Genomic DNA, 21,607 nt, shown 5'->3' with positions numbered 1-21,607 from the left:
ACCTTTCGCCCGGCCGATAGGCCGGGCGCAGCCCTCAGAGCCCGGATAAATACTTGCTCACAGCGCCATCATCTGTTCCGCCTGCCGCGCCTCCGCCGACTTCGGCAGCGCCTCCATCAGCGCGCAGGGGCGGGCGTCCAGGCGGGAGGCGGCAAAGCCGGTGCCGTCGCGGCTGAGGATTGCATCGGCGAACCGGTCCAGGCCTTCGCGCGGGGCGTCCTCACCCACACCGCAGAACAGCCGGATCCGGTCGTGGCTGGCCACGAACTGCGCCGGGCAGTTGCGCGGGCAGCCGTCCAGCGCGGTGGTGCCGGTGATCTCAAAGTCGTCCTGGGTCAGCGGCTTGGCCTTGGTCATCGCCTCGGCCAGCTTGGCGATCATCCGCTCTGCCGCCGGGCAGGGTTTCCCGAGGTATTTGCAATCCGTTGCCGCATAGAAATGCGTTGTGTCCGTCCACATCATATCTGCGCCCTCCGCGCGTGGTGCGGGGAGTTCTGGGGACAAGAGACCGGATGAAAATGCGGGAGACCCGCGGTGCCATCAGACCCTGTCCGGACACCCCGCCCGGGTTCGAGTTACACGTTTGATGGCAGGTCTCCTGACTTGCGGGTCGCAGCTTTCCCGATCCTTCCCGGCCTCGTATCAGACCAGTGGCTCTATCGGGGTCGCTCGCCGCTTACAGTTGCGGGGGCAGTCGCGGAGTTGGCCTTGCCTGGGGCGGGGCCGCACCGTGTTCCCTTTTCATCCCGGACACAAGATTCTGTGGCGCGGGAACCATCACCACAAGCGGTAGCGGTTCGCCTGCCGAGTCGTCAATCGTTTTTCTGCATCTGCATCTGTGTGTGCAGGCCGCGGATCACGTCAGAGTCGCGCCGTACCCGGGCCAGCTGCCAGCCGCCCTGCAGCAGGATATAGAAGTTCTCTGCGGCTGCGCGGGCCTCAGCCCGGGGCAGGCCCAGGCGGTGGGCTTGGCGGGCGGTGGCGGCGATCCAGCTTTCGAACAGGTCCGCGGCGTGCTGGCGGAAGGCGTCGTTTTCCGGCCCGGCGAACAAGGTCGCAGAGACCGGGCAGCCGCTCCATCTGCCTTGCTTGTCGAAGAGTTTTGCCAGCTTGTAGCAGACCGTCTTGGCCCCGGCCGGAAAGCTGGGGGCGGGGCCGAAGGCCGCGTCGATCAGCGCTAGCATCTGGTCCGAGGCCCATGTGGCCGCCGCCAGCGCAAGGTCGGACTTGCCGTTGGGGAAATGGTGGTAGAGCGATCCCTTCGGCGCTTCGGCAGCGGCCAGAAGCTCTGCCAGGCCGGTGCCGGCGTAGCCCTTTTCGCGGAACAGGCTGGCGGCGGCGCGGATCAGCCGCTCCCGGGTCGGGGCCGGGCTGCCGGGGGGCGGGCTGGCTGTCGTCACGTCAGTCATGGCGGTAGCTTGACAGTATTAGACCAATTGGTCCAGTCAGGAAGTGGACCAATTGGTCTAGGAGGCTGCCATGCTGGACAGACACGCAGAACATACCGCCGGTATCCGGGAGGAAGAGCTGCGCTTTGCGTCCGGGGATGCGTTGCTGTCGGGCCGGCTGTACCGCCCGGACGGGGCGGCGCGGGCGGCGGTGGTGCTGAACGGCGCAACCGGGGTGCCGCAGCGGTTTTACCGGCATTTCGCGCGCTGGCTGGCGGCAGAGCAGCAGATCGCCTGCCTGACCTATGACTACACGGATTTCGGAGACTCGGCGCGGGGACATCCGCGCCGGTCCACTGTCACTATGGCCGATTGGGCGCTGGCGGATCAGCCCGCCGCCCGGGCCGAAATGCGGCGGCACTATGCGGGCGTGCCGTTGTGGGTGATCGGCCATTCGCTGGGAGCGATGCTGATGCCCCTGCAGGACGATCTTGAGGACGTCGCCCGCATGATCGTGGTTGCGGGCGGCTTGGTGCATCACCACGATCATCCCTGGCCCTACCGCGCGCTGGCGCTGGCTTTCTGGTTCGGCCATGTGCCGCTAGCGGCCCGTGTTCTGGGCTATCTGCCCGGGCGTGCGGTGGGGTTCGGGGCCGACTTGCCGGCGGGAGTCTATTGGCAATGGCGGCGCTGGTGCACCACGCGGGGCAGCTACCTGCCGGAAACGGGGCGGGGCCTGCCGCTGCCGCGCTGGAAAGAGACCGGCATCCCGGTCGACCTGTTTGCGGTGGCCGATGATGATGTTGTGCCGCCGCCGGCCGTGTGGCGGCTGGGTGAGGTATTTGGCGGTGCTGCGCAGCACCGGACAGTGCTGGCTCCGCGGGAACTGGGGCTGAAGGCAATTGGCCACCTTGGGGCGTTTGCCCGGGAAAATGCCGCGCTGTGGCCGCGGCTGCTGCCGCAGGGCTGACCCGGTTCTGGCGCCGGGCGGCGGTTCAGGCGCTGCGGTTCAGCCGGTCTTCGGTGAGCTTGGCAAATTCGGCCAGCCGCAGCTTGAACCGGCGCGTCAGGTTGCTGCGCGCGAGTTTCAGGGATTGCACCAGCAGGCGGCCGGTCAGGTTGCTGGGCGACAGCTTCAGCTGCACCGACATCCGCGTCCGCTGCGGTGAAAGCGCCAGCAGCTCGATTTCCATCCGCCCATCAATGCCGCTGCCGCTGCCAGTCAGAGCCAGCCCGGTAACCGGCGTATAGGAAGCCAGCGTCAGCCGGATGTCGCGCGGCTTGCCGCGAAAGTCGAAGTTCAGATCCCAGGCCAAACCGTTTTCGGGTTGGGCGAGGTCGCCGGTGCGCTGCAGCTCGACGCCGCGGCGCAGGGCAGAGCGTTCCAGCAGTTCAAAATCGGAGATTGCGCCGAAAACCTCTGCAATCGGGGCTTCGATGTCTTCGTTGCTTTGAAACTTCATATCTGCCTGCCTCAGCTGCGCCGCCTGATTTCGGGTCGTTTTGCGCCAATATGCGCGTTAATTCAGCGTGTCCGCAAGCCAGTTCTTCAGCAGGAAATGGGCAATTGCCCCCTCCCGAGCGGGCTTCAGCACCGGGTGATCGCCCGCAAAGACTGTCATCATCTCCTGGCGGCTGACCCACAGCGCGTCTTCGATCTCTGACGGGTCGATGGTGATTTCACGGCTCAGCGCTTCGCCGGCGCAGCCGAACATCAGCGACATTGGAAAGGCCCAGGGCTGCGAGGAAAGGTAGCTGACGCGGCCGACCCTGACGCCTGTTTCCTCCAGTACCTCGCGGCGCACCGCGGCCTCCAGTGTCTCGCCGGGTTCGACAAAGCCCGCGAGCAGCGAATACATCCCTTCGGGCCAGCCGGGGGAGCGGCCCATCAGCACGGAATCCCCATGGGTGATCAGCATAATCACAACCGGGTCGGTGCGCGGGAAATGCGGCGCCTTGCAGGCCGGGCACACCCGTTGCCAGCCCGCCTGCGCCACATCGCTGGGCGCACCGCAGCAGGCGCAGAACCGGTGGCTGCGGTGCCAGGCCAGCATTGCCTTGGCGGTGGAGGCCAGCTCGGCCTCCAGCGGTGTCAGGCGGGTCATCACCCGGCGCAGCTCGGCAAACACATGGGTGTCCGGCAGATCCGGGTGCTGCTGTTCGCTGGCATCGGCAAAGCTGTTGAGCGCGTCCTTATCCAGGCCTTCTGGCTTCCAGCCGCTGATGTCGCAGGTAAAGCAGGGGGTGCCGTCAGGCGTGAGGCCAAGGAACAGCGCCGTGTCCCGGCGGCCGGCGGCCAGCGGATGGTGAGCCGCGGTCCAGGCCAGGCCGCAGGGCAGGCCGGCGTCTTCTGCGCGCCGGGTCAGCGGTTTGCCGCGCCACATCAGCAGCACCTGGGACTGCGGGCTGTTCCAGGCGGCGTCCAGCGCTGCCGGGTCGGTGCGCAGATGCGCGGCACGGTCGAGTCCACCGCCGCCGCCGAAAGTCACCTGTTCTGCGCGTTTCATGGCGGCTCTCCTTTGACTGGCGGCAGGCTGCCGCGGCTGCCGGATGAAATGATGCAATCCATGACAGTGTGACGCAGGCGGTGCCAGCATTCCGCTGCGATCTGCGCTTGCCTGTCGCTGCGCCGCCACACCTTCCCGGCCGCCGCGGGGGCTTTTGCCTGCAAACCATGAGGCAACTGTGCCGCAGGGCAGGGGGTGGCGCGAAAAAGTTAACAGGCCGCTTAAAGGAGTTATTGCAAATCCTTAGAACGCTGATTCAAATGGCCGACAATCAAGAATGGCACCGAATGGTGCGGAAAGAGCGGCGGGCAGGCGGTGTCAGCAGAGATTCGGACATGACAGGCGGGGCAGGGGCTCCGGAGGCCCGGCCCGCTGGGGTGCTGCACGTGCTGGCGACCACGGACCTGCACTGCAACCTGCTGAGCCACGACTACTATGCCGACCGTCCGGACCCGGCCATTGGCCTGTCGCGGGTGGCCAGCCTGATCGCCCGGGCGCGTGCTGACGCGGCTGAGCAGGGCGCGGCCTGTATTCTGGTCGACAATGGCGATGGCCTGCAGGGGTCGCCACTGGGCGATATTGTGCCCGGTTCCAATGGGCCGCATCCTCTGGCGCGTGCCTTTCAGGTGCTGGAATATGATGCGGTCGGCCTGGGAAATCACGATTTCGATTTCGGAGTGGAGGCGCTGTCGGAGGTGCTCGGAGACGTGCGGTGCCCGGTTTTGTGCTCCAACCTGACTGCTGCGAAACCGGGGATTGACCTGCCGTTCACGCAGACGGCGGTGCTGGAGCGGCAGATCCCGGGCTGTCCCGGCTTGCCGCCGGTCCGGATAGGCCTGCTGTCGGTACTGCCGCCGCAGACGCTGATCTGGTGCGGCAAGGCGCTGGAGGATCAGCTGGCCGCGGCGGGTATCGTGGAAACCGCGGAGGCCCAGTCCCGCCGGTTGAAGGAGCAGGGCTGCGATGTGGTGCTGGCACTGGCCCACACCGGGGTTGCTGCCAGAACCGGGGCGGACCGCAGCGAGAACGCGCTTGAGCAGCTGGCGGCACTGCCTGAAATTGACGCGGTGGTGGGGGGGCATACCCATCTGACGCTGCCGCACCCGGGTCATCCCTTTGCCAAGCCGGTGGTGATGCCGGGCGCGCATGGATCGCATCTGGGCGTGATCAGCCTGGAGCTGGAGCATAGCGCTGCAGGCTGGCAGCCCGCTGGCGGCACCGCCAGCCTGCAGCCGGTGGCGCAGCACGGCGATACCGGCGCATCCGTGCCGCTGGCGGAGGAGGCGGCCGGGTTCACCCGGGCGCTGGCGGCGGATCATGCCCGCACCCTGGAGCGGATGCGGCAGCCTGCGGGCTACAGCCCGGTGGCAATGCATTCCTATTTCACCTTTTTCGCGCCTGACCGCGGCCTCGCGCTGGTTGCCGGCGCCCAGGCGGCAGCGGTGCGGCCGCTGTTGCAAGGCACCGCGGCGCAAGGCCTGCCGCTGCTGTCTGCCGCGGCTCCGTGCAAATTCGGCGGCCGATCCGGTCCGCATTTCTATACCGACATTGCGGCCGGGGAGCTGTGCGCCCGCAATATCGCCGATCTGCAGGTCTTTCCCAATGAGCTGCGGGTGGTCGCGGTCACCGGCACGCAGCTGCAGGAGTGGCTGGAAATGTCGGCGGGGCTGTTCAACCGCATCGCGCCCGGCAGCCGCGGCACATTGCTGGCCGATCCGCAGCGGGCGGGGCATCATTTTGATGTGATCTTCGGGCTGACCTATCAGATCTGCCTGTCGCAGCCGCCGCGCTATTCCGCCACCGGAGAGTGCATCAACCCCTCGGCGCAACGGATCGTGGACCTCAGGTGGGACGGCCGGCCGGTGGCGCCGGAGCAGCGCTTTGCAGTTGCCGCCAACAGTTACCGGGTCAGCGGCGGCGGCAGTTTCCGGATGCTGCGCGAGGCGGATGAACTGCCGCTGGCGCCGATGCGGATCCGCCAGGCCGTGCGCGACTATATCGCCGGGCAGCTGCCAGCGGACCCATTGGCGGAGGCGCCGTACCCCTGGCGCCTTGCGCCGATGCCCGGCACCAGCGCGGTGGCTGTGACCGGGCCTGGGGCGGCCGCGCATCTGGACGAACTGCCCGCCGGTCTGGCAGAGCCGCGCGGCTTCAGCAGCGGCGGATTCTGGCAGATCGAACTGCACTTGTGAGCCTTTGAAAGCAGACCGGGCACGGCCCTTGCCAATTCCGGCGGCGGTCCTTATATCGGGATTCGAGAGGTTGGCGCGGGCAAGCGCCTCGCCAACCTGGTCAGGTCCGGAAGGAAGCAGCCACAACGAGCCCCGCTTGGGTCGATGTCCAGCCTCTCACCTTATTTCCCCGCACAAAATGCAGAACGGGATGCCTACCGCCCGCTTCGGTGCAATCAACGATTGCATCGCCGCCGTTGGGTCCGGCGCTGCGCTGCCGCGCGGCGGGTTCCGCTGCTTCATCTGGCTGAAAATATCCTGGGGTGAATTGGCCGTGAGGCCAAGAGGGGTAAAGCCCCTCCGCCGTTTTGCTCTCAGAACCGGCCGTTGTCTGCCGGGTAGACGCCCAGGATTTCCACATTGGTTGTGAAATAGCTCAGCTCATCCATTGCCAGCTGCACATTGGCATCATCCGGGTGGCCTTCGATATCGGCATAGAACTGAGTGGCGGTAAAGGAGCCGTCGACCATATAGCTTTCCAGCTTGGTCATGTTGATGCCATTGGTGGCAAAGCCGCCCATCGCCTTGTAGAGCGCCGCCGGAATGTTACGCACCTGGAACACGAAGCTGGTGATCATGTTGTGGGCGCCGCGGCGGGTGTAGTTCGGCTCCGGCGACATGATCAGGAAACGGGTGGTGTTGTCGCCATTGTCCTCGATATGGCGGGCCAGCACCTCCAGCCCGTAAATCTCGCCCGCCAGCTCGCTGGCCAGTGCCGCCACATGCTTGTCGTCGGCCTGTGCCACGTCGCGCGCTGCGCGCGCGTTGTCAGGGCTGACCCGGCCGGTGATGTTATGCTCGCGCAGGAAGGTGCCGCATTGCGGCAGCAGCACCAGATGCGATCGCGCTTCGCGGATATCTTCCAGTTTCGCCCCCGGCACCCCCAGCACGTTGATATGGACGCGGACAAATGCCTCATCAATGATGTGCAGCCCGCTGTGCGGCAGCAGCCGGTGAATGTCGGCCACCCGCCCGTAGGTGGAGTTTTCCACCGGCAGCATCGCCTGATCGGCTTCACCGCTTTTCACTGCTGCAATGGCGTCCTCGAAGGTGCGGCAGGGCAGCACCTCCATGTCGTGGCGGGCGTTGCGGCAGGCCTCGTGGCTGTAGGAGCCCAGCTCCCCCTGAATGGCGATCTTGCGGGTCATGGGTGTGTTTCCGGTGCAAAACTTCAACATTTGGGCGTTTCGTCGCGCTGTCTATACCTTGCCACTTGGGAGGGGAAGCCTTAGACACCCCTGCAGACAGCTAAATGGACTCGCGATCATGTTTGACACGATGACCCTCACCAAAGCGACCGCAGGCGTCTGCGGCGCGTTCCTGGTATTCCTTCTGGGCAAATGGGGCGCAGAAGTACTGTATCACATGGACAGCCACGGTGAGGCTTCCTATGTGATCGAAGTTGCCACCGCCGAGGATGCGGGCAGCGACGAGCCGGAAGTCAGCTTCGAAGAGCTGCTGGCCTCCGCTGATGCCGCCAAAGGCGCCAAGGTGTTCAAGAAATGCTCCGCTTGCCACAAGCTGGCAGATGGCGCCAACGCCACCGGCCCGTATCTGTACGGTGTTGTCGGCCGCGAAATCGCCGCCGTTCCGGACTTTGGCTATTCCGGCGCTCTGGCCGGCCTGCCCGGCAGCTGGACCCCGGAAGAGCTGGACGCCTTCCTGGCCAAGCCGTCGGCCTATGCCTCCGGCACCTCCATGTCGTTCTCCGGCCTGAAAAAGCAGAAGGACCGGGTGAACCTCATTGCATATCTGGACAGCCTGGACGACTGATCCGGACCGCTGTCCCAGCTATCCAATGAAAAAGCCGCTGCGATGTGCAGCGGCTTTTTTATGGCCTCATGGGTGCGGGCCCGCTCAGGCCGGGTTGTTTTCCCGGTAATAGGCCAGCGCATCGCGCTCCTGGCCGTCGGGCAGGATGCAGACGCCGATGGTGCCGGCCTTGCCGCTGCGCAGCACGTACTGGCCGCCGGTCTGCACGCAAAAGGCCTCTTCCGGGCTGGTGTAGACCACTTCCTCTTCCTGCTGGGCGCAGGCACTGAGCGCGGCGGCGCCGGCAATCGCAAGAGCGGCAAATTTCATTGACTTCAGCATCGGCAGACTCCCTCGTTTTATAACGCAATCGTGATCTGAGGCTGGCAGGCAATTTTATTGCGCGCAAGCGCAGCCTTGCCAAGGCGCGGTTTTCGGCTGCTTTGCGCCCAATGAACGGGGGATATCACCCAATCTCAACTTGAATGTTACCGGCCCCGGACATTAGCTTGAGGGCGGAAATCCGGGCCGAAGTTCCGGGCAAAGGAGGTCATGGCAGATGAAAACCGCTCGAGCTGCGGCACGCGTGCGCGTGAAGGACAGGTCGAACCCGCTGCAGGCCGCGGCGGCGCTGGCCTTGGGTTTAATTCTGGCACTGGCGGCGGCGACGCTGGCCAAGGCGGAAGAGACCATCATCAAGAGCCACGGCTTTGCCGAATTCGGTGAGCTGAAATACCCGGAAGGCTTTGCCCATTTCGACTATGTGAACCCGGACGCGCCCAAGGGCGGCGAGCTGTCGATCTCTGCCGTCGGCACCTTCGACAGCATGAACCCCTTCACCCGCAAGGGGCGGGCAGGGGCGCTGTCGTCGGACCATTTTGAAAGCCTGCTGGTGGAATCCTATGATGAGCCCGGCTCCTACTACGGGCTGATCGCCGAGAGCCTGGAGTACCCCGAGAGCCAGGATTGGGTGATTTTCAACTTGCGGCCGGAGGCGACGTTTTCGGACGGCACCCCGGTCACCGCTGACGATGTGGTGTTCTCCCACAACATCCTGCTGGACCAGGGGCTGAAGTCTTATGCCGAGGCCGTGCGCAAGCGCATTCCCAAGGCTGAGGCATTGGGTCCGCACCAGGTTAAGTTCTATTTCAGCCCTGACTTTCCGCGCCGGGCGATGATCACCCAGGTGGGCGGAACGCCGGTGTTCTCCAAGGCCTGGTTCGAAGCCGATCCGGAAAACCGCCGTCTGGATGAGCCACGGCTGGATCCGGGCATTGGCTCCGGCCCCTACATGCTGGAAAGCGCAGAGGTGAACCAGCGGATCGTCTACAAGCGCAACCCGGATTACTGGGGCGCGGATCTGAACGTGAACGCGGGCCGCCACAACTACGACAGCATCCGGGTGGAGTATTTCGGCGATGCAATTGCCGCGATGGAGGGGTTCAAGGCGGGGGTTTATACCCTGCGCCCCGAGAACAACTCCAAGAGCTGGGCCACGGCCTATGACTTTGCCGCCGTGGATAAAGGCCAAGTGATCAAGGGTGAAGTCCCGGACGGCAATGTGCCTGCCGCCAATGGCTTTGTGATGAACCTGTTGAAGCCCAAGTTCCAGGACATCCGCGTGCGCGAGGCGCTGCAGCTGGCGTTCAATTTCGAATGGACCAACGAGAGCCTGCAATACGGCCTGTTCCGCCACCGTTCCTCCTTCTGGCAGGACTCGCCGCTTGAGGCAAAAGGCCTGCCCGAGGGCCGCGAGAAAGAGGTTTTGGAAGCGTTGGGCGATCAGATCGACCCGTCCATACTGATCTCGGAGCCGGTGATGGCGCATAGCTCCAAGGCCTCGCGCCCCGGCGACCGCAAGAACCTGCGCCGGGCGATGAAGTTGCTGGATGAGGCTGGCTGGGCCGTCGGTGACGACGGGGTGCGCCGCAATGCCGATGGCGAGGTGCTCAAGGTCGAATTCCTTGCCGACAGCCCGACGATCGAGCGCATCGTGCAGCCCTATATCAGCAACCTGCGCACCATGGGGGTGGATGCGGTGCTGAACCGGGTCGATTACGCCCAGTACACCAGCCGCCGCCGGGAAAAGGAGTTCGACATGATCTCCCATGCCTATCCGATGTCGCTGGAGCCTTCGACCGGACTGTATCAGTATTTCGGCTCAGAGGCGCATGAGTATTCCGTTTTTAACCCGGCTGGCCTGGCCGATCCGGCGGTGGATGCACTGATTGGCAATGTTGTTAACGCGAAGACCCAGGAAGAGCTGCGCGCCAACGCCCGTGCGCTGGACCGGGTGCTGCGCGCCAAGCGGTTCATGGTGCCAACCTGGTATCTGGACGTGAACTGGATTGCCTATTGGGACATGTACCGCCATCCGGAAAACCTGCCGCCGTATGACACCGGCCTGCTGGACCTGTGGTGGATTGATGCGTCCCGCGAGGCGGAGCTCAAAGCCGCCGGCGCACTGCGGTAAGACACAGACATGGCAGCCTATATCTTCCGACGCCTGCTTCTGGTGATCCCGACCCTGTTCGGCATCCTGCTGGTGAACTTTGCCCTGGTGCAGTTTGTGCCCGGCGGCCCCGTTGAACAGATCATCGCTCAGCTGGAAGGCGGTGGCGACGTGTTCGAGGGTTTTGCCGGCGGCGGCGGTGACACCGGCACCGAGGCGATCAGCGCCAATGAAAACTACGCGGGCCGCCAGGGCCTGCCGCCGGAGCTGATCAAGGAGCTGGAACAGCAGTTCGGCCTGGACAAGCCGCCGCTGGAGCGGTTTCTGACGATGCTTTGGAACTATGTTCAGTTCGACTTCGGCGAGAGCTATTTCCGCAAGATCGAGGTAACAGACCTGGTGCTGGAGAAGATGCCGGTGTCGATTTCGCTGGGCCTGTGGTCGACCGTGATCGCCTATCTGATCTCGATCCCGATGGGTATTCGCAAGGCGCTGGGCGATGGCTCGCGGTTTGATACCTGGACCAGCGGCGTGATCATCGCCGCCTATGCGATCCCGTCCTTCCTGTTCGCCATCATGCTGCTGGTGCTGTTCGCCGGCGGCTCCTACTGGCAGATATTCCCGCTGCGCGGGCTGACCTCGGACAATTGGCATGAGCTAAGCCTCTTGGGCAAGATCGGCGACTACTTCTGGCATATCGCGCTGCCGGTTCTGGCCTCGACCATCGGCGCCTTTGCGACGCTGACGCTGCTGACCAAAAACTCTTTCCTCGATGAGATCAAGAAACACTATGTGATGACGGCCCGTGCCAAGGGGTTGAGCGAGAACCGGGTTCTGTATGGCCACGTGTTCCGCAACGCGATGCTGATCGTGATCGCGGGCTTTCCGTCGGTGTTTATCGGCATTTTCTTTTCCGGCTCGCTTATTATCGAAACGATCTTCTCGCTGGACGGCCTCGGCAGGCTGGGGTTTGAGGCCGCGGTGGCGCGTGATTACCCGGTGATTTTCGGCACATTGTTCATCTTCGGCCTGATGAGCCTGGTGGTCGGCATCATTTCCGACCTGATGTACGTGCTGGTGGATCCGCGAATCGACTTTGAAAAGCGGGAGGGCTGAGCCATGGCACTCTCCCCCTTGAACCAGCGCCGCTGGAACAACTTCCGCAAGAACAAGCGCGCCTTCTGGTCGCTGATCATCTTCTCCGTGCTGTTCACACTGTCGCTGTTTGCCGAGTTCATCGCCAACGACAAGCCGATCCTGGTGAGCTATCGCGGCGAGCTCTACACGCCGGTGTTCAAGTTCTACCCGGAGACCCAGTTCGGCGGCGACTTCCGGACGGAGGCGATTTACAGCGACCCTGAGGTGGAATGCCTGATCCGCTCCGGCGGGATCGAGGATTGCTTTGACGAGCCTGAGGCGATCCTGGAGGAGATCTCCGCAGGCACCTTTGCCGCGGACGGCTTCAAGGAGGGCTGGACCCTTTGGCCGCCGATCCCCTACAGCTTCAACACCACCGTGGACCGCCCGGGTGCCGCGCCGCTGCCGCCCAACGGCCAGAACCTCCTGGGCACTGATGACACCAAGCGCGACGTGCTGGCGCGGGTGATCCACGGTTTCCGCCTGTCGATCCTGTTCACCCTGATCGTGACCGGCGCCGCGACGGTGCTGGGCATCCTGGCGGGCGCGGTGCAGGGCTATTTCGGCGGCTGGCTGGACCTGGTGTTCCAGCGCATCATCGAGATCTGGAGCTCCACGCCGACGCTCTATGTGATCATCATCATGTTTGCGATCCTGGGACGCAGTTTCTGGCTCCTGGTGTTCCTGATGGTTCTGTTCGGCTGGACCGCGCTGGTGGGAGTGGTCAGAGCTGAGTTTCTGCGTGCCCGCAATCTGGAGTATGTCCGCGCCGCCAAGGCGCTGGGGGTTGGCAACATGACCATCATGTTCCGCCACATGCTGCCGAATGCGATGGTGGCGACGCTGACCATGCTGCCCTTCATCGTGACCGGCACCATCTCGGCGCTGGCGGGACTGGATTTCCTCGGCTTCGGCCTGCCGTCCTCGGCGCCCAGCTTGGGTGAGCTGACCCTTCAGGCCAAGCAGAACCTGGAGGCCCCCTGGCTCGCCTTCACCGCCTTCTTCACCTTCGCCATCATGCTGTCGCTGCTGGTGTTCATCTTCGAGGGCGTGCGTGATGCCTTCGATCCCAGAAAGACGTTTTCATGATCATGCAGAACACTAGGGCCGCAAGCGACCCGGGCGGCAATCGGGCTATCGGAGGCGCAGACTAAATGGGTAATTCGAGCGCTCACCTCCTTGAAGTCAAAAACCTCCGCGTCTCCTTCCGTCAGGACGGCAAGATCACCCAGGCCGTGCGCGGCGTCTCCTTCTCCGTCGGCCGCGGCGAGACCGTGGCGCTGGTGGGCGAATCCGGCTCCGGCAAATCGGTCTCGGCGCTTTCCACAGTGTCGCTGCTGGGCGACAGCGCGATGGTCGAGGGCTCTGTCACCTACGACGGCACCGAAATGGTCGGCGCCAGCGAAAAGCACCTGATGCAGGTGCGCGGCAATGACATCAGCTTCATCTTCCAGGAGCCGATGACCTCGCTCAATCCGCTGCACACGATCGAGCGCCAGTTGGAGGAGTCGCTGGCGCTGCACCAGGGGCTGACCGGCAAGGCGGCGCGGGCGCGCATTCTGGAGCTGATGGAGAAGGTCGGCATCCGCGATGCGGAAAGCCGGCTCAGCGCATATCCGCATCAGCTGTCAGGCGGGCAGCGCCAGCGGGTGATGATCGCTATGGCGCTGGCCAACAAGCCCGACATCCTGATCGCGGATGAGCCCACAACGGCGCTGGACGTGACCATCCAGGCGCAGATCCTCGACCTCCTGGCGGAGCTAAAGGAAAGCGAGGGCATGGGGCTTTTGTTCATCACCCATGACCTTGGCATCGTGCGCCGCATCGCCGATCGGGTCTGCGTGATGAAAGACGGCGTGATTGTCGAGGAAGGCCCGGCAGCGGACATCTTTGCCAATCCGCAGCATCCCTATACGCAGAAACTGCTGGCGGCAGAACCCTCCGGCACCCCGCCGCCGGTGCCGCAAGGCGCCCGGGAGCTGGTTGCCACTCGTGATCTCAAGGTTTGGTTCCCGATCCAGCGGGGGCTGCTGAAGCGTACCGTGGGCCATGTGAAGGCGGTGAACCCGGTGACGGTCTCTGTCAAGGCGGGCGAAACGCTGGGCATTGTGGGTGAAAGCGGCTCCGGCAAGACAACGCTGGCACTGGCGATCATGCGGCTGATTGCGTCGGAAGGCGCGGTCAGCTTTCAGGGCCAGGACCTGCGCAAATGGTCGACCCGCGACCTGCGCAAACTGCGCAAGGACATGCAGATCGTGTTCCAGGACCCTTTCGGCTCGCTCAGCCCGCGGATGACCTGCGCCCAGATCATCGCGGAGGGGCTGGCGATCCACAAGGTGGACCAGCACCGCGATACCCGCGAACTGGTGGCCGAGGTCATGCGCGAGGTGGGGCTGGACCCCGCTGCAATGGACCGTTACCCGCATGAGTTCTCCGGCGGCCAGCGCCAGCGCATCGCCATTGCCCGCGCCATGGTGCTGCGGCCCAAGCTGGTGGTGCTGGACGAGCCGACCTCGGCACTGGACATGACGGTGCAGGTGCAGATCGTCGAGCTGCTGAGGGATCTGCAGGCGCGTTACGGGCTGGCCTACCTGTTCATCAGCCACGATCTGAATGTGGTGCGGGCAATGTCGCACAACGTGCTGGTGATGAATCAGGGCGACGTGGTCGAAGCAGGGCCCGCTGATGCGTTATTCCGCAGTCCGCAGCAGGACTATACCAGAAGGCTTTTGGCTGCAGCGGGATAACCTCTTGAGGTTGCGGACATAAATCCTGCCAACGCTGCGCGCATAAAGTGCATAAGATTTAATCAGTTTTAAATAGCATAAAATTATGCGAAAATATTGCCATGCAAAAAGGGGGAATGGATCTTTACGAAAGATTCATGTCGGCACGGACCAGCGCTGACCGGTGGCGTATTGCAAATGAGGTGATGGCTTCGCTGGGAGCTATCGCCCTGAACGTGGCGGAAATTGAGATTAAAACCCGCAAGCTTCTTTGGATGAGAAGCAGCATGACCCGGGAATTCCTGTCCGAATACGCACAGCAGAAATTCTACGAAGTGGACCAGTTCGTTGCCGGGATTGCTCTGCCGTTTTACCCGTCCTTGCACGTAACGGGCACCTTGGAGCGCGCGACAGCGCCAAGCCGCCGGCATTTGGACTTCAATTGGACGGCCTGGGATATGGGTTACACGTTGGCATATGCGATGCGGTTTGCAGGATCCTGTCCGGGCACCAGCAAGACAGTGGTGTTCTGTGCGGGCGAAAAGGCGTCGGAGTTCACGGCAGAGCAGTTTGAGAAGATCCGGCAGGCGGGGACAGCTGTCGCTGCGTTTATCTGCGTGCCGGGCCAAGGCGAGGAGTATCTCGATTTCCCGGATCAGGAGCCGGGGAAAGTGTTGTCCGGCCGGGAAAAACAGATGCTGGCTTTGCTGGCCGCCGGTTACCTGAACACCCGCATTGCGCACGAGCTGGGAGTCGCCGAGGTGACCGTCCGCAAGACGCTGTTGTCTGCACGCCGCAAACTTGGCGCAAAGACACGCGAGGAGGCGCTGGCAATTGCCGTCAGGGCTGGCTTGCTGGACTTTTGAAAAGGCCGGGATTGGCATCCCGGCCTTTCTCAAATGGTTGGGTGCTCAAATCGCGGCGCCGTCTCTTGCCCGAGTACCAGGTCGGGGGGGAGAAGACCCCGTTTCGGTGTGCTGCAGCTGCAGCCCCGCAGCGCTCCGGGAGGAACAACGTGCGCAGACGCAGAAAGGAAAGGCCTGTGCCTGTGCAGCGATGGGGAACCCCAAAGCGCTAACAAATTATGCAATCAGAAATGGGCCTGCGCCAGCTATCGATACCGATATGGCCGCCGCTGGCCGGGGGATCAGATCGCCGGGCTGTGCCCTGCTTTGCTCAGCTCATATGCATCAAGGCTGCGGGCGATCATCCGGGTCAGGGGCCGGGCCTCCGGCTTGATGGCAAGACCCGCAGACGACAGATCCAGCATGCCGGGAAACGCCTCCGCGGTGCCGCGCAGCAGGGTGTCGAGACGGGCAGGGGACACGTCGAACCGGGACAGGATCTCCCGGCGGCAAATCCGGAAATCGCACATCAGCGCTTCGATCAGCCGCGCCCGCAGCAGATCCTCGCCCTGGAAGGCGTGACCGCGGGCGGTGGCAAACTTGCCTGCGCGGATGGACCGGATGTAATCCGAGGTGCCGGGAGCGTTCTGCGCATAACCTTGCGGAAACCGCGAAATGGCCGAGGCGCCGATGCCTATCAGCACGGCCGAGGGATCGTCGGTATAGCCCTGAAAATTGCGCCGCAGCCGGCCGCTGCGCTGGGCAATGGCCAGCCCGTCCTCGGGCCGCGAGAAATGGTCAATGCCGATTTCCCGGTAGCCATCCCACAGAAACAACTGGCGCGCGGTTTCAAACAGCTCCAGCCGGGCTTCCGGCGTCGGCAGCGTGTCGGAGCGGATCATGCTTTGCCGCCCGGCCATCCAGGGCACATGGGCATAGCCGTAGACGGCCACCCGGTCCGGCGTAAGCGACAGCAGCTTCTGAACGCTTTCGGTCATCCGCTCCGGCGTTTGATACGGCAGTCCGAACAGGATATCGGCATTCAGGCTGCTGATCCCGTGCGACCGCAGCATATCGATGGCCTGCTTTGTGGTCTCGAAACTCTGGATCCGGCCAATTGCCTGCTGAATGGTGCTGTCGAAATCCTGCACCCCGACAGAGGCGCGGTTCATGCCCGCCTCGGCAAGCGCATCCAGGCGCCGGTCGCCGACCTCGTTCGGGTCGATCTCCACCGAGAACTCCGCATAAGGCGCCAGCGGAAACGCTTCGGTGACCGCTGCGGCCAAGTCCCGGATCTGCTCTGCGCTCAGCAGCGTGGGGGTGCCGCCGCCCCAGTGCAGGCGCGACAGGGTGATGCCGCCGGGCAACTGCTGGCGGAGCAGGGCGATTTCCGCCTTCAGAACCTCAACATAGGCCGCCACCGGTGCGTCCGATTGGGTGCCTTGGGTGCGGCAGGCGCAGAACCAGCACAATCTGCGGCAGAACGGCACATGCACATACAAAGAGATGCTGCTGCCCGCGCGAATGCTGGATGTCCAACTGGAAAATTGTGCGGAATCGGTTGCTTTGCCAAAGTGCGGCGCCGTCGGGTAACTGGTATAGCGCGGCACTCTGGCGTCAAACAAACCGAGTTTGGCCAATTGAGCTTTCTGATCCATTCCATTACCGTTAAGGGAACGTGCGAGCCCAAGCCTTGACCCAGATCAACCGGACCCCCAAATGAACGCTCCTATCCTGTCACAGTCCAGATGCGGGGACTGCCCGATCCGCCACCGTGCCGTCTGCGCACGCTGCAATGCGGATGAGCTGGAGGAGCTGGACGCCATCAAATACTACCGCACCTATGAAGCGGGGCAGCCGATCATCTGGTCGGGCGACGTGATGAATTTCGTGGGCTCGGTGGTTTCCGGCATCGCCTCTCTGACCCAGACGATGGAGGATGGCCGCACCCAGATGGTGGGGCTGCTGCTGCCCAGCGATTTCGTCGGCCGCCCTGGCCGCGAAGGCGCGGCCTATGATGTGGCGGCGACCACCGATGTGGTGATGTGCTGCTTCCGCAAGAAGCCCTTCGAAGAACTGATGGAGCGCACCCCGCATATCGCCCACCGGCTGCTGGAGATGACGCTGGACGAGCTGGACGCGGCGCGCGAATGGATGCTGGTCCTCGGCCGCAAGACCGCTCGCGAAAAGATCGCGAGCCTGCTGGCCATCATCGCCCGCCGCGATGCCACGCTGACGCCTGGCGGTGCCACCAACCGGATGGTATTCGATCTGCCGCTGACCCGCGAGGCGATGGCTGATTACCTGGGCCTGACACTGGAAACCGTGAGCCGCCAGATCTCGGCGCTCAAGAAGGACGGCATCATCCAGCTGGAGGGCAAACGGCATGTGACCGTGCCCGACATGCGCCGCCTGATGGAAGAGGCCGGTGACGACAGCGACGGCGGCTTCTTGGGCTAAGCGCACAGGCGGCAGTCTGGTCATTCCCTGCTTCACGTGCCCCCGGTTATGGGCGACCCGCCTGCGCGGGCCTGCGCTGCGGCCAATCCCGCGTGACCAAATCCGTTTGACGCAAGAGGGCAGGCGAGGAGCTCCCGCGCCCGCGCGTGCCCGGCTGCGCCGGACCCGCTGACGGCCTTGGGCATGGCACCGCGCAGCGGTGCCATGCCCAACGGGAGGAAGCCCATCCGCCTGGAAGGGCGGACGACGGGCGGGAGAGCCACGGGGCGGTTTGGCGGAAATTTCTTTGAAGGGCGCACTGAAGCCCGGGCGTGACCCGGTAAAAAGAGTGTGGTCTACTGGCGGTATCAAAAAGCGGAGGCAGTAATGCAGTTTGGAAGCCTGATCGGGATGCTGATCATCGGAGCCTTGGCCGGATGGCTGTCGGGCAAGATCATGCAGGGGCGCGGATTTGGCCTTTTGGGCAATATCATCGTCGGCGTGGTCGGCGCGTTTCTGGCCGGGATGATCTTTCCGGCGCTGGGCTTTGCGGCAGGGGGCGGCTTCTTCTGGTCGCTGATCCACGCCACGATCGGGGCGGTTATCCTGCTGTTCCTGATCGGTCTCATCCGCAAGGCGGGTTAGGCCGCTGGCGGCCCGGACCGCAAAAGGCGCCCTGCAGGGGCGCCTTAATTTTCTTTGCGGACGGACGGCCGGCCAGGCCCGGGCTTCAATGCGCCATCAGCACCGGGACCGTTGCCTGCTCCAGCATGTTGCGGGTGGCTCCGCCGAGGATAGCCTCGCGAAAGCGGGAATGGCCGTAAGCCCCCATCACGATCAGGTCGGTGGCGGTATCCGCCGCGTGGCGATTCAGGATGTCGGACACCCGGGTCAGCGTCTTGCTGAGCACGTCGATTTCGCAGGTAACCCCGTGGCGGGACAGCATCTGCGCCAGCATGCCGCCCGGATCGGAGCGCTCCGGCCCGTGCTGCGGCGGGTCGATCACCGCAATGCGCACCAGATCGGCACCGGTCAGGAAGGGCAGCGACCTGCGGATCGCGGTCATCGCCTCGATGCTTTCGTTCCAGGCTACCAGAACGGTCTTGGGCCGACGCAGGGGCTCGCCCTTGTCCGGCACCACCAGCACCGGCGCGCGGCCCTCGAACAGGGCCGATTCGACAATCGGCTCAGCCTCGGCGCGCTTGTCCTTGCCGTAGGGCTTGCCCAGCACCACCAGGTCGGAGAACCGCGCGTGGCGCGCCACATGGCGGCCAAGGTCGGCGATTTGGGCGACACCGCTGTCGGTGGCAAAGGGCACGCCTGCCCGCTGCAGCGCCTCCTCGGCACCGGCCTGGACCGCTTCGGCCTCTTCCTGCGCGCGGGCCAGGGTTTCCTGCAGCACCATCGCATTGGCGCCTGCGTAGTAATAGCCCGTCTGGGTGCGGTCGACACCAAGGCAGAGAGCATCGGCATGGGCGCCGAATTCTTCTGCCAAGGCCGCAATTTGCGCCAGAGGCGCCGCTGCGGTTTCCGCAGCCGTAAGGACAGTAAGCAAGGACTTGTAGGACATGACACCTCCCGGCGGGGTCTGCGCCGCGGGCCCCCATGGCCCCGGCGCGGGGATTTTCACTGCACGGGAAGAAGTGTCACATGTTGCCCGGAAGTGTCTTGATGCAGATCAAGGCAGGAGGGAGGCGCGTTTTGCAAGAAGAGCGCGGTCTATTAACGTCCCCGTATCCGCAGGATTCGCGGGGGCACGGCAAAGGGACGCAAGATGTCTAACTATATCAAGCTGATAGCGCTTGGTCTGGTCACGCTGTTTGCGATGATCGGTACCAATTACGCGCGGGATCTGGCTTACCAGGTGCATGCGGTCATCGTGATGATCGTGGCTGGCGGCCTGTTCCTCTATACTTTGCGCCACACCAATGAGCCGAAAAAGGCCGTTGCAGGTGTGGAAAATGAGTATTTCGACAGCGTTGTGCGCGCTGGTGCAATTGCAACCGCCTTCTGGGGCGTGGTCGGGTTTCTGGCCGGGACCTTCATTGCGTTCCAGCTGGCCTTTCCGGCGCTGAATTTCGATTGGGCGCAAGGGTTTGCCAATTTCGGCCGCCTGCGCCCGCTGCACACTTCTGCAGTGATTTTTGCATTTGGCGGCAACGCGCTGATCGCAACCTCCTTCTATGTGGTGCAGCGGACCTCCGCGGCGCGTCTGTGGGGCGGCAACCTCGCGTGGTTCGTGTTCTGGGGCTACCAGCTGTTCATCGTGCTGGCGGCAACCGGCTACCTGCTGGGCGGCACCCAGTCCAAAGAATACGCGGAGCCGGAATGGTACGTTGATCTGTGGCTGACCATCGTCTGGGTCGCCTATCTGGCCGTGTTCCTGGGAACCATCATCAAGCGCAAGGAGCCGCACATCTACGTGGCGAACTGGTTCTACCTGTCCTTCATCGTCACCGTGGCCATGCTGCACCTGGTCAACAACGCGACCATTCCGGTGTCGATCTGGGGCTCCAAGTCCGTGATCGTCTGGCCGGGCGTGCAGGATGCCATGGTGCAGTGGTGGTACGGCCACAACGCTGTGGGCTTCTTCCTGACCGCGGGCTTCCTGGGCATGATGTACTACTTCATTCCGAAGCAGGCCGAACGTCCCGTCTTCTCTTACAAGCTGTCGATCATCCACTTCTGGGCGCTGATCTTCCTGTACATCTGGGCCGGTCCGCACCACCTGCACTACACCGCGCTGCCTGACTGGGCCTCGACCCTGGGCATGGTGTTCTCGGTGATCCTGTGGATGCCCTCGTGGGGCGGCATGATCAACGGCCTGATGACGCTCTCGGGCGCCTGGGACAAGCTGCGCACCGACCCGGTGATCCGGATGATGGTGATCTCCGTCGGCTTCTACGGCATGTCCACCTTTGAGGGCCCGATGATGTCGATCCGCGCGGTGAACTCGCTGTCGCACTACACCGACTGGACCATTGGCCACGTGCACTCCGGTGCGCTCGGCTGGAACGGCATGATCACCTTTGGCGCGCTGTACTACCTGGTGCCGGTGCTTTGGAAGCGTGAGCGCCTGTACTCGCTCAGCCTGGTGTCCTGGCACTTCTGGCTCGCCACCATCGGCATCGTTCTCTATGCCGCGTCAATGTGGGTGACCGGTATTATGGAAGGCCTGATGTGGCGCGAAGTGGACGCTAACGGCTTCCTGGTGAACTCCTTTGCCGACACCGTGGCAGCGAAGTTCCCGATGTATGTGGTGCGCGGTCTGGGCGGGGTCATGTTCCTCGCGGGGTCCATCATCATGTGCTACAACCTGTGGATGACCGTCCGCCGGGCCCCGGCCAAAGAGGCCAGCCTGTCGGTTCAGGTCCCGGCTGAATAAGGAGGGCCGGAGCAATGGCAATTCTCGACAAACACAAGATCCTCGAGACCAACGCGACCCTCCTGCTGATCTGCAGTTTCCTGGTCGTGACCATCGGCGGACTGGTGCAGATCGCACCGCTGTTCTACCTGGAAAACACCATCGAGGAGGTGGAGGGCATGCGTCCCTACACCCCGCTCGAACTGGCGGGCCGCGAGGTCTATATCCGGGAAGGCTGCTATGTCTGCCACAGCCAGATGATCCGTCCGATGCGCGACGAGGTCGAACGCTACGGCCACTACTCGCTGGCGGCGGAGTCGATGTACGACCGCCCGTTCCAGTGGGGCTCCAAGCGGACCGGGCCGGACCTGGCCCGGGTGGGCGGCCGTTACTCGGATGAGTGGCACGTCGACCACCTGCGCGACCCGCAGGCGGTGGTGCCGGAATCGGTGATGCCGAAATACGGCTTCCTCGAAGAGAAGAAGATCGACGGCAAATACATCGGCGACATCATGGCCACCAACGCGCTGCTGGGCACCCCCTACAGCGAGGACATGATCGAGACCGCACAGGCCGATTTCCGCGCCCAGGCGGATCCGGACAGCGACTATGACGGGCTGCTGGAGCGCTATGGCGAAAAGGTCAACGTGCGCAACTTCGATGGTCAGCCGGGAGTCTCGGAAGCCGATGCGCTGATCGCCTATCTGCAGATGCTGGGCACGCTGGTCGACTTCTCGACCTTCACCCCGGATGCAAGCCGGTAAAG

The 21,607-nt window shown here is 63.8% G+C and carries 20 protein-coding genes, 1 other RNA gene and 1 riboswitch; of the genes, 13 read left to right on the top strand and 8 right to left on the bottom strand.

Annotated features, from left to right (window positions below):
* Positions 1–57: 57 nt before the first annotated feature.
* The gene (locus CAER_RS0110080) at positions 58–462 is read right to left on the bottom strand and encodes a hypothetical protein (RefSeq protein WP_051357768.1); all 405 of its coding nucleotides are present in this window, start codon (positions 460–462) and stop codon (positions 58–60) included.
* A 109-nt stretch (positions 463–571) separates the two neighbouring features.
* Positions 572–794, bottom strand: a riboswitch (cobalamin riboswitch).
* An 18-nt stretch (positions 795–812) separates the two neighbouring features.
* Positions 813–1,409 carry a TetR/AcrR family transcriptional regulator gene (locus CAER_RS0110075; protein ID WP_027235240.1) on the bottom strand — a complete coding sequence of 199 codons (597 nt, stop codon included), beginning with the start codon at positions 1,407–1,409 and terminating at the stop codon, positions 813–815.
* A gap of 70 nt (positions 1,410–1,479) precedes the next feature.
* On the opposite strand from CAER_RS0110075, the gene CAER_RS0110070 reads away from it, so the two are divergent.
* Positions 1,480–2,358 carry an alpha/beta hydrolase family protein gene (locus tag CAER_RS0110070; RefSeq protein ID WP_027235239.1) on the top strand — a complete coding sequence of 293 codons (879 nt, stop codon included), beginning with the start codon at positions 1,480–1,482 and terminating at the stop codon, positions 2,356–2,358.
* A gap of 25 nt (positions 2,359–2,383) precedes the next feature.
* Here CAER_RS0110070 and CAER_RS0110065 read toward each other — a convergent pair whose 3' ends face one another.
* Positions 2,384–2,851, bottom strand: a complete 468-nt coding sequence (locus tag CAER_RS0110065; protein WP_027235238.1) for an SRPBCC family protein — start codon at positions 2,849–2,851, stop codon at positions 2,384–2,386.
* Between the two features lie 57 nt (positions 2,852–2,908).
* The gene (nudC, locus tag CAER_RS0110060; RefSeq protein WP_027235237.1) at positions 2,909–3,895 is read right to left on the bottom strand and encodes an NAD(+) diphosphatase; all 987 of its coding nucleotides are present in this window, start codon (positions 3,893–3,895) and stop codon (positions 2,909–2,911) included.
* A gap of 260 nt (positions 3,896–4,155) precedes the next feature.
* Between nudC and CAER_RS0110055 the strand changes: the two genes are divergently transcribed.
* Entirely contained in the window at positions 4,156–6,087 is a 1,932-nt protein-coding gene (locus CAER_RS0110055) for a 5'-nucleotidase C-terminal domain-containing protein (protein ID WP_245597349.1), read from the top strand.
* A gap of 63 nt (positions 6,088–6,150) precedes the next feature.
* Positions 6,151–6,249: signal recognition particle sRNA small type (gene ffs / locus CAER_RS29230), an RNA gene on the top strand.
* A gap of 191 nt (positions 6,250–6,440) precedes the next feature.
* On the opposite strand, the gene CAER_RS0110050 is transcribed toward ffs, so the two are convergent.
* Positions 6,441–7,274, bottom strand: coding sequence for a prephenate dehydratase (locus CAER_RS0110050; RefSeq protein WP_027235235.1), 834 nt, complete (start codon positions 7,272–7,274; stop codon positions 6,441–6,443).
* A 118-nt stretch (positions 7,275–7,392) separates the two neighbouring features.
* On the opposite strand from CAER_RS0110050, the gene CAER_RS0110045 reads away from it, so the two are divergent.
* On the top strand, positions 7,393–7,899 hold the full coding sequence (locus CAER_RS0110045; RefSeq protein WP_027235234.1) for a c-type cytochrome: 507 nt from the start codon (positions 7,393–7,395) through the stop codon (positions 7,897–7,899).
* 84 nt (positions 7,900–7,983) lie between these two features.
* Here CAER_RS0110045 and CAER_RS0110040 read toward each other — a convergent pair whose 3' ends face one another.
* Positions 7,984–8,220: a DUF333 domain-containing protein gene (locus tag CAER_RS0110040; protein WP_027235233.1), complete on the bottom strand. Its 237-nt coding sequence runs from the start codon at positions 8,218–8,220 to the stop codon at positions 7,984–7,986.
* Positions 8,221–8,437: 217 nt separating this feature from the next.
* On the opposite strand from CAER_RS0110040, the gene CAER_RS0110035 reads away from it, so the two are divergent.
* The 5 genes from CAER_RS0110035 to CAER_RS28900 all read left to right on the top strand — a co-directional run bounded on the left by CAER_RS0110035 (position 8,438) and on the right by CAER_RS28900 (position 15,059).
* A complete protein-coding gene (locus tag CAER_RS0110035) occupies positions 8,438–10,351 on the top strand; it encodes an extracellular solute-binding protein (protein WP_027235232.1) in 1,914 nt (637 codons plus the stop codon).
* A 9-nt stretch (positions 10,352–10,360) separates the two neighbouring features.
* A complete protein-coding gene (locus tag CAER_RS0110030; protein WP_027235231.1) occupies positions 10,361–11,446 on the top strand; it encodes a microcin C ABC transporter permease YejB in 1,086 nt (361 codons plus the stop codon).
* A 3-nt stretch (positions 11,447–11,449) separates the two neighbouring features.
* Positions 11,450–12,556, top strand: a complete 1,107-nt coding sequence (locus CAER_RS0110025) for an ABC transporter permease (protein ID WP_027235230.1) — start codon at positions 11,450–11,452, stop codon at positions 12,554–12,556.
* 65 nt (positions 12,557–12,621) lie between these two features.
* The gene (locus tag CAER_RS0110020) at positions 12,622–14,214 is read left to right on the top strand and encodes an ABC transporter ATP-binding protein (RefSeq protein ID WP_027235229.1); all 1,593 of its coding nucleotides are present in this window, start codon (positions 12,622–12,624) and stop codon (positions 14,212–14,214) included.
* Positions 14,215–14,351: 137 nt separating this feature from the next.
* Positions 14,352–15,059, top strand: coding sequence for a helix-turn-helix transcriptional regulator (locus CAER_RS28900; protein ID WP_161631086.1), 708 nt, complete (start codon positions 14,352–14,354; stop codon positions 15,057–15,059).
* Positions 15,060–15,340: 281 nt separating this feature from the next.
* Here CAER_RS28900 and hemN read toward each other — a convergent pair whose 3' ends face one another.
* Positions 15,341–16,696, bottom strand: a complete 1,356-nt coding sequence (gene hemN, locus CAER_RS0110010; RefSeq protein ID WP_027235227.1) for an oxygen-independent coproporphyrinogen III oxidase — start codon at positions 16,694–16,696, stop codon at positions 15,341–15,343.
* A 61-nt stretch (positions 16,697–16,757) separates the two neighbouring features.
* Between hemN and fnrL the strand changes: the two genes are divergently transcribed.
* The gene (fnrL, locus tag CAER_RS0110005) at positions 16,758–17,498 is read left to right on the top strand and encodes a transcriptional regulator FnrL (protein ID WP_027235226.1); all 741 of its coding nucleotides are present in this window, start codon (positions 16,758–16,760) and stop codon (positions 17,496–17,498) included.
* Between the two features lie 366 nt (positions 17,499–17,864).
* On the top strand, positions 17,865–18,122 hold the full coding sequence (locus tag CAER_RS0110000; RefSeq protein ID WP_027235225.1) for a GlsB/YeaQ/YmgE family stress response membrane protein: 258 nt from the start codon (positions 17,865–17,867) through the stop codon (positions 18,120–18,122).
* 85 nt (positions 18,123–18,207) lie between these two features.
* On the opposite strand, the gene CAER_RS0109995 is transcribed toward CAER_RS0110000, so the two are convergent.
* Entirely contained in the window at positions 18,208–19,047 is an 840-nt protein-coding gene (locus CAER_RS0109995; RefSeq protein ID WP_027235224.1) for a universal stress protein, read from the bottom strand.
* 204 nt (positions 19,048–19,251) lie between these two features.
* On the opposite strand from CAER_RS0109995, the gene ccoN reads away from it, so the two are divergent.
* Complete coding sequence (gene ccoN / locus CAER_RS0109990) at positions 19,252–20,862, top strand: cytochrome-c oxidase, cbb3-type subunit I (RefSeq protein WP_027235223.1); 1,611 nt, start codon at positions 19,252–19,254, stop codon at positions 20,860–20,862.
* Positions 20,863–20,876: 14 nt separating this feature from the next.
* Positions 20,877–21,605, top strand: coding sequence for a cytochrome-c oxidase, cbb3-type subunit II (gene ccoO / locus CAER_RS0109985; protein ID WP_027235222.1), 729 nt, complete (start codon positions 20,877–20,879; stop codon positions 21,603–21,605).
* Positions 21,606–21,607 lie beyond the last annotated feature (2 nt).

Source organism: Leisingera caerulea DSM 24564 (assembly GCF_000473325.1).
GTDB classification, from domain to species: domain Bacteria; phylum Pseudomonadota; class Alphaproteobacteria; order Rhodobacterales; family Rhodobacteraceae; genus Leisingera; species Leisingera caerulea.
This window is presented reverse-complemented; position numbering and strand designations above follow the sequence as displayed.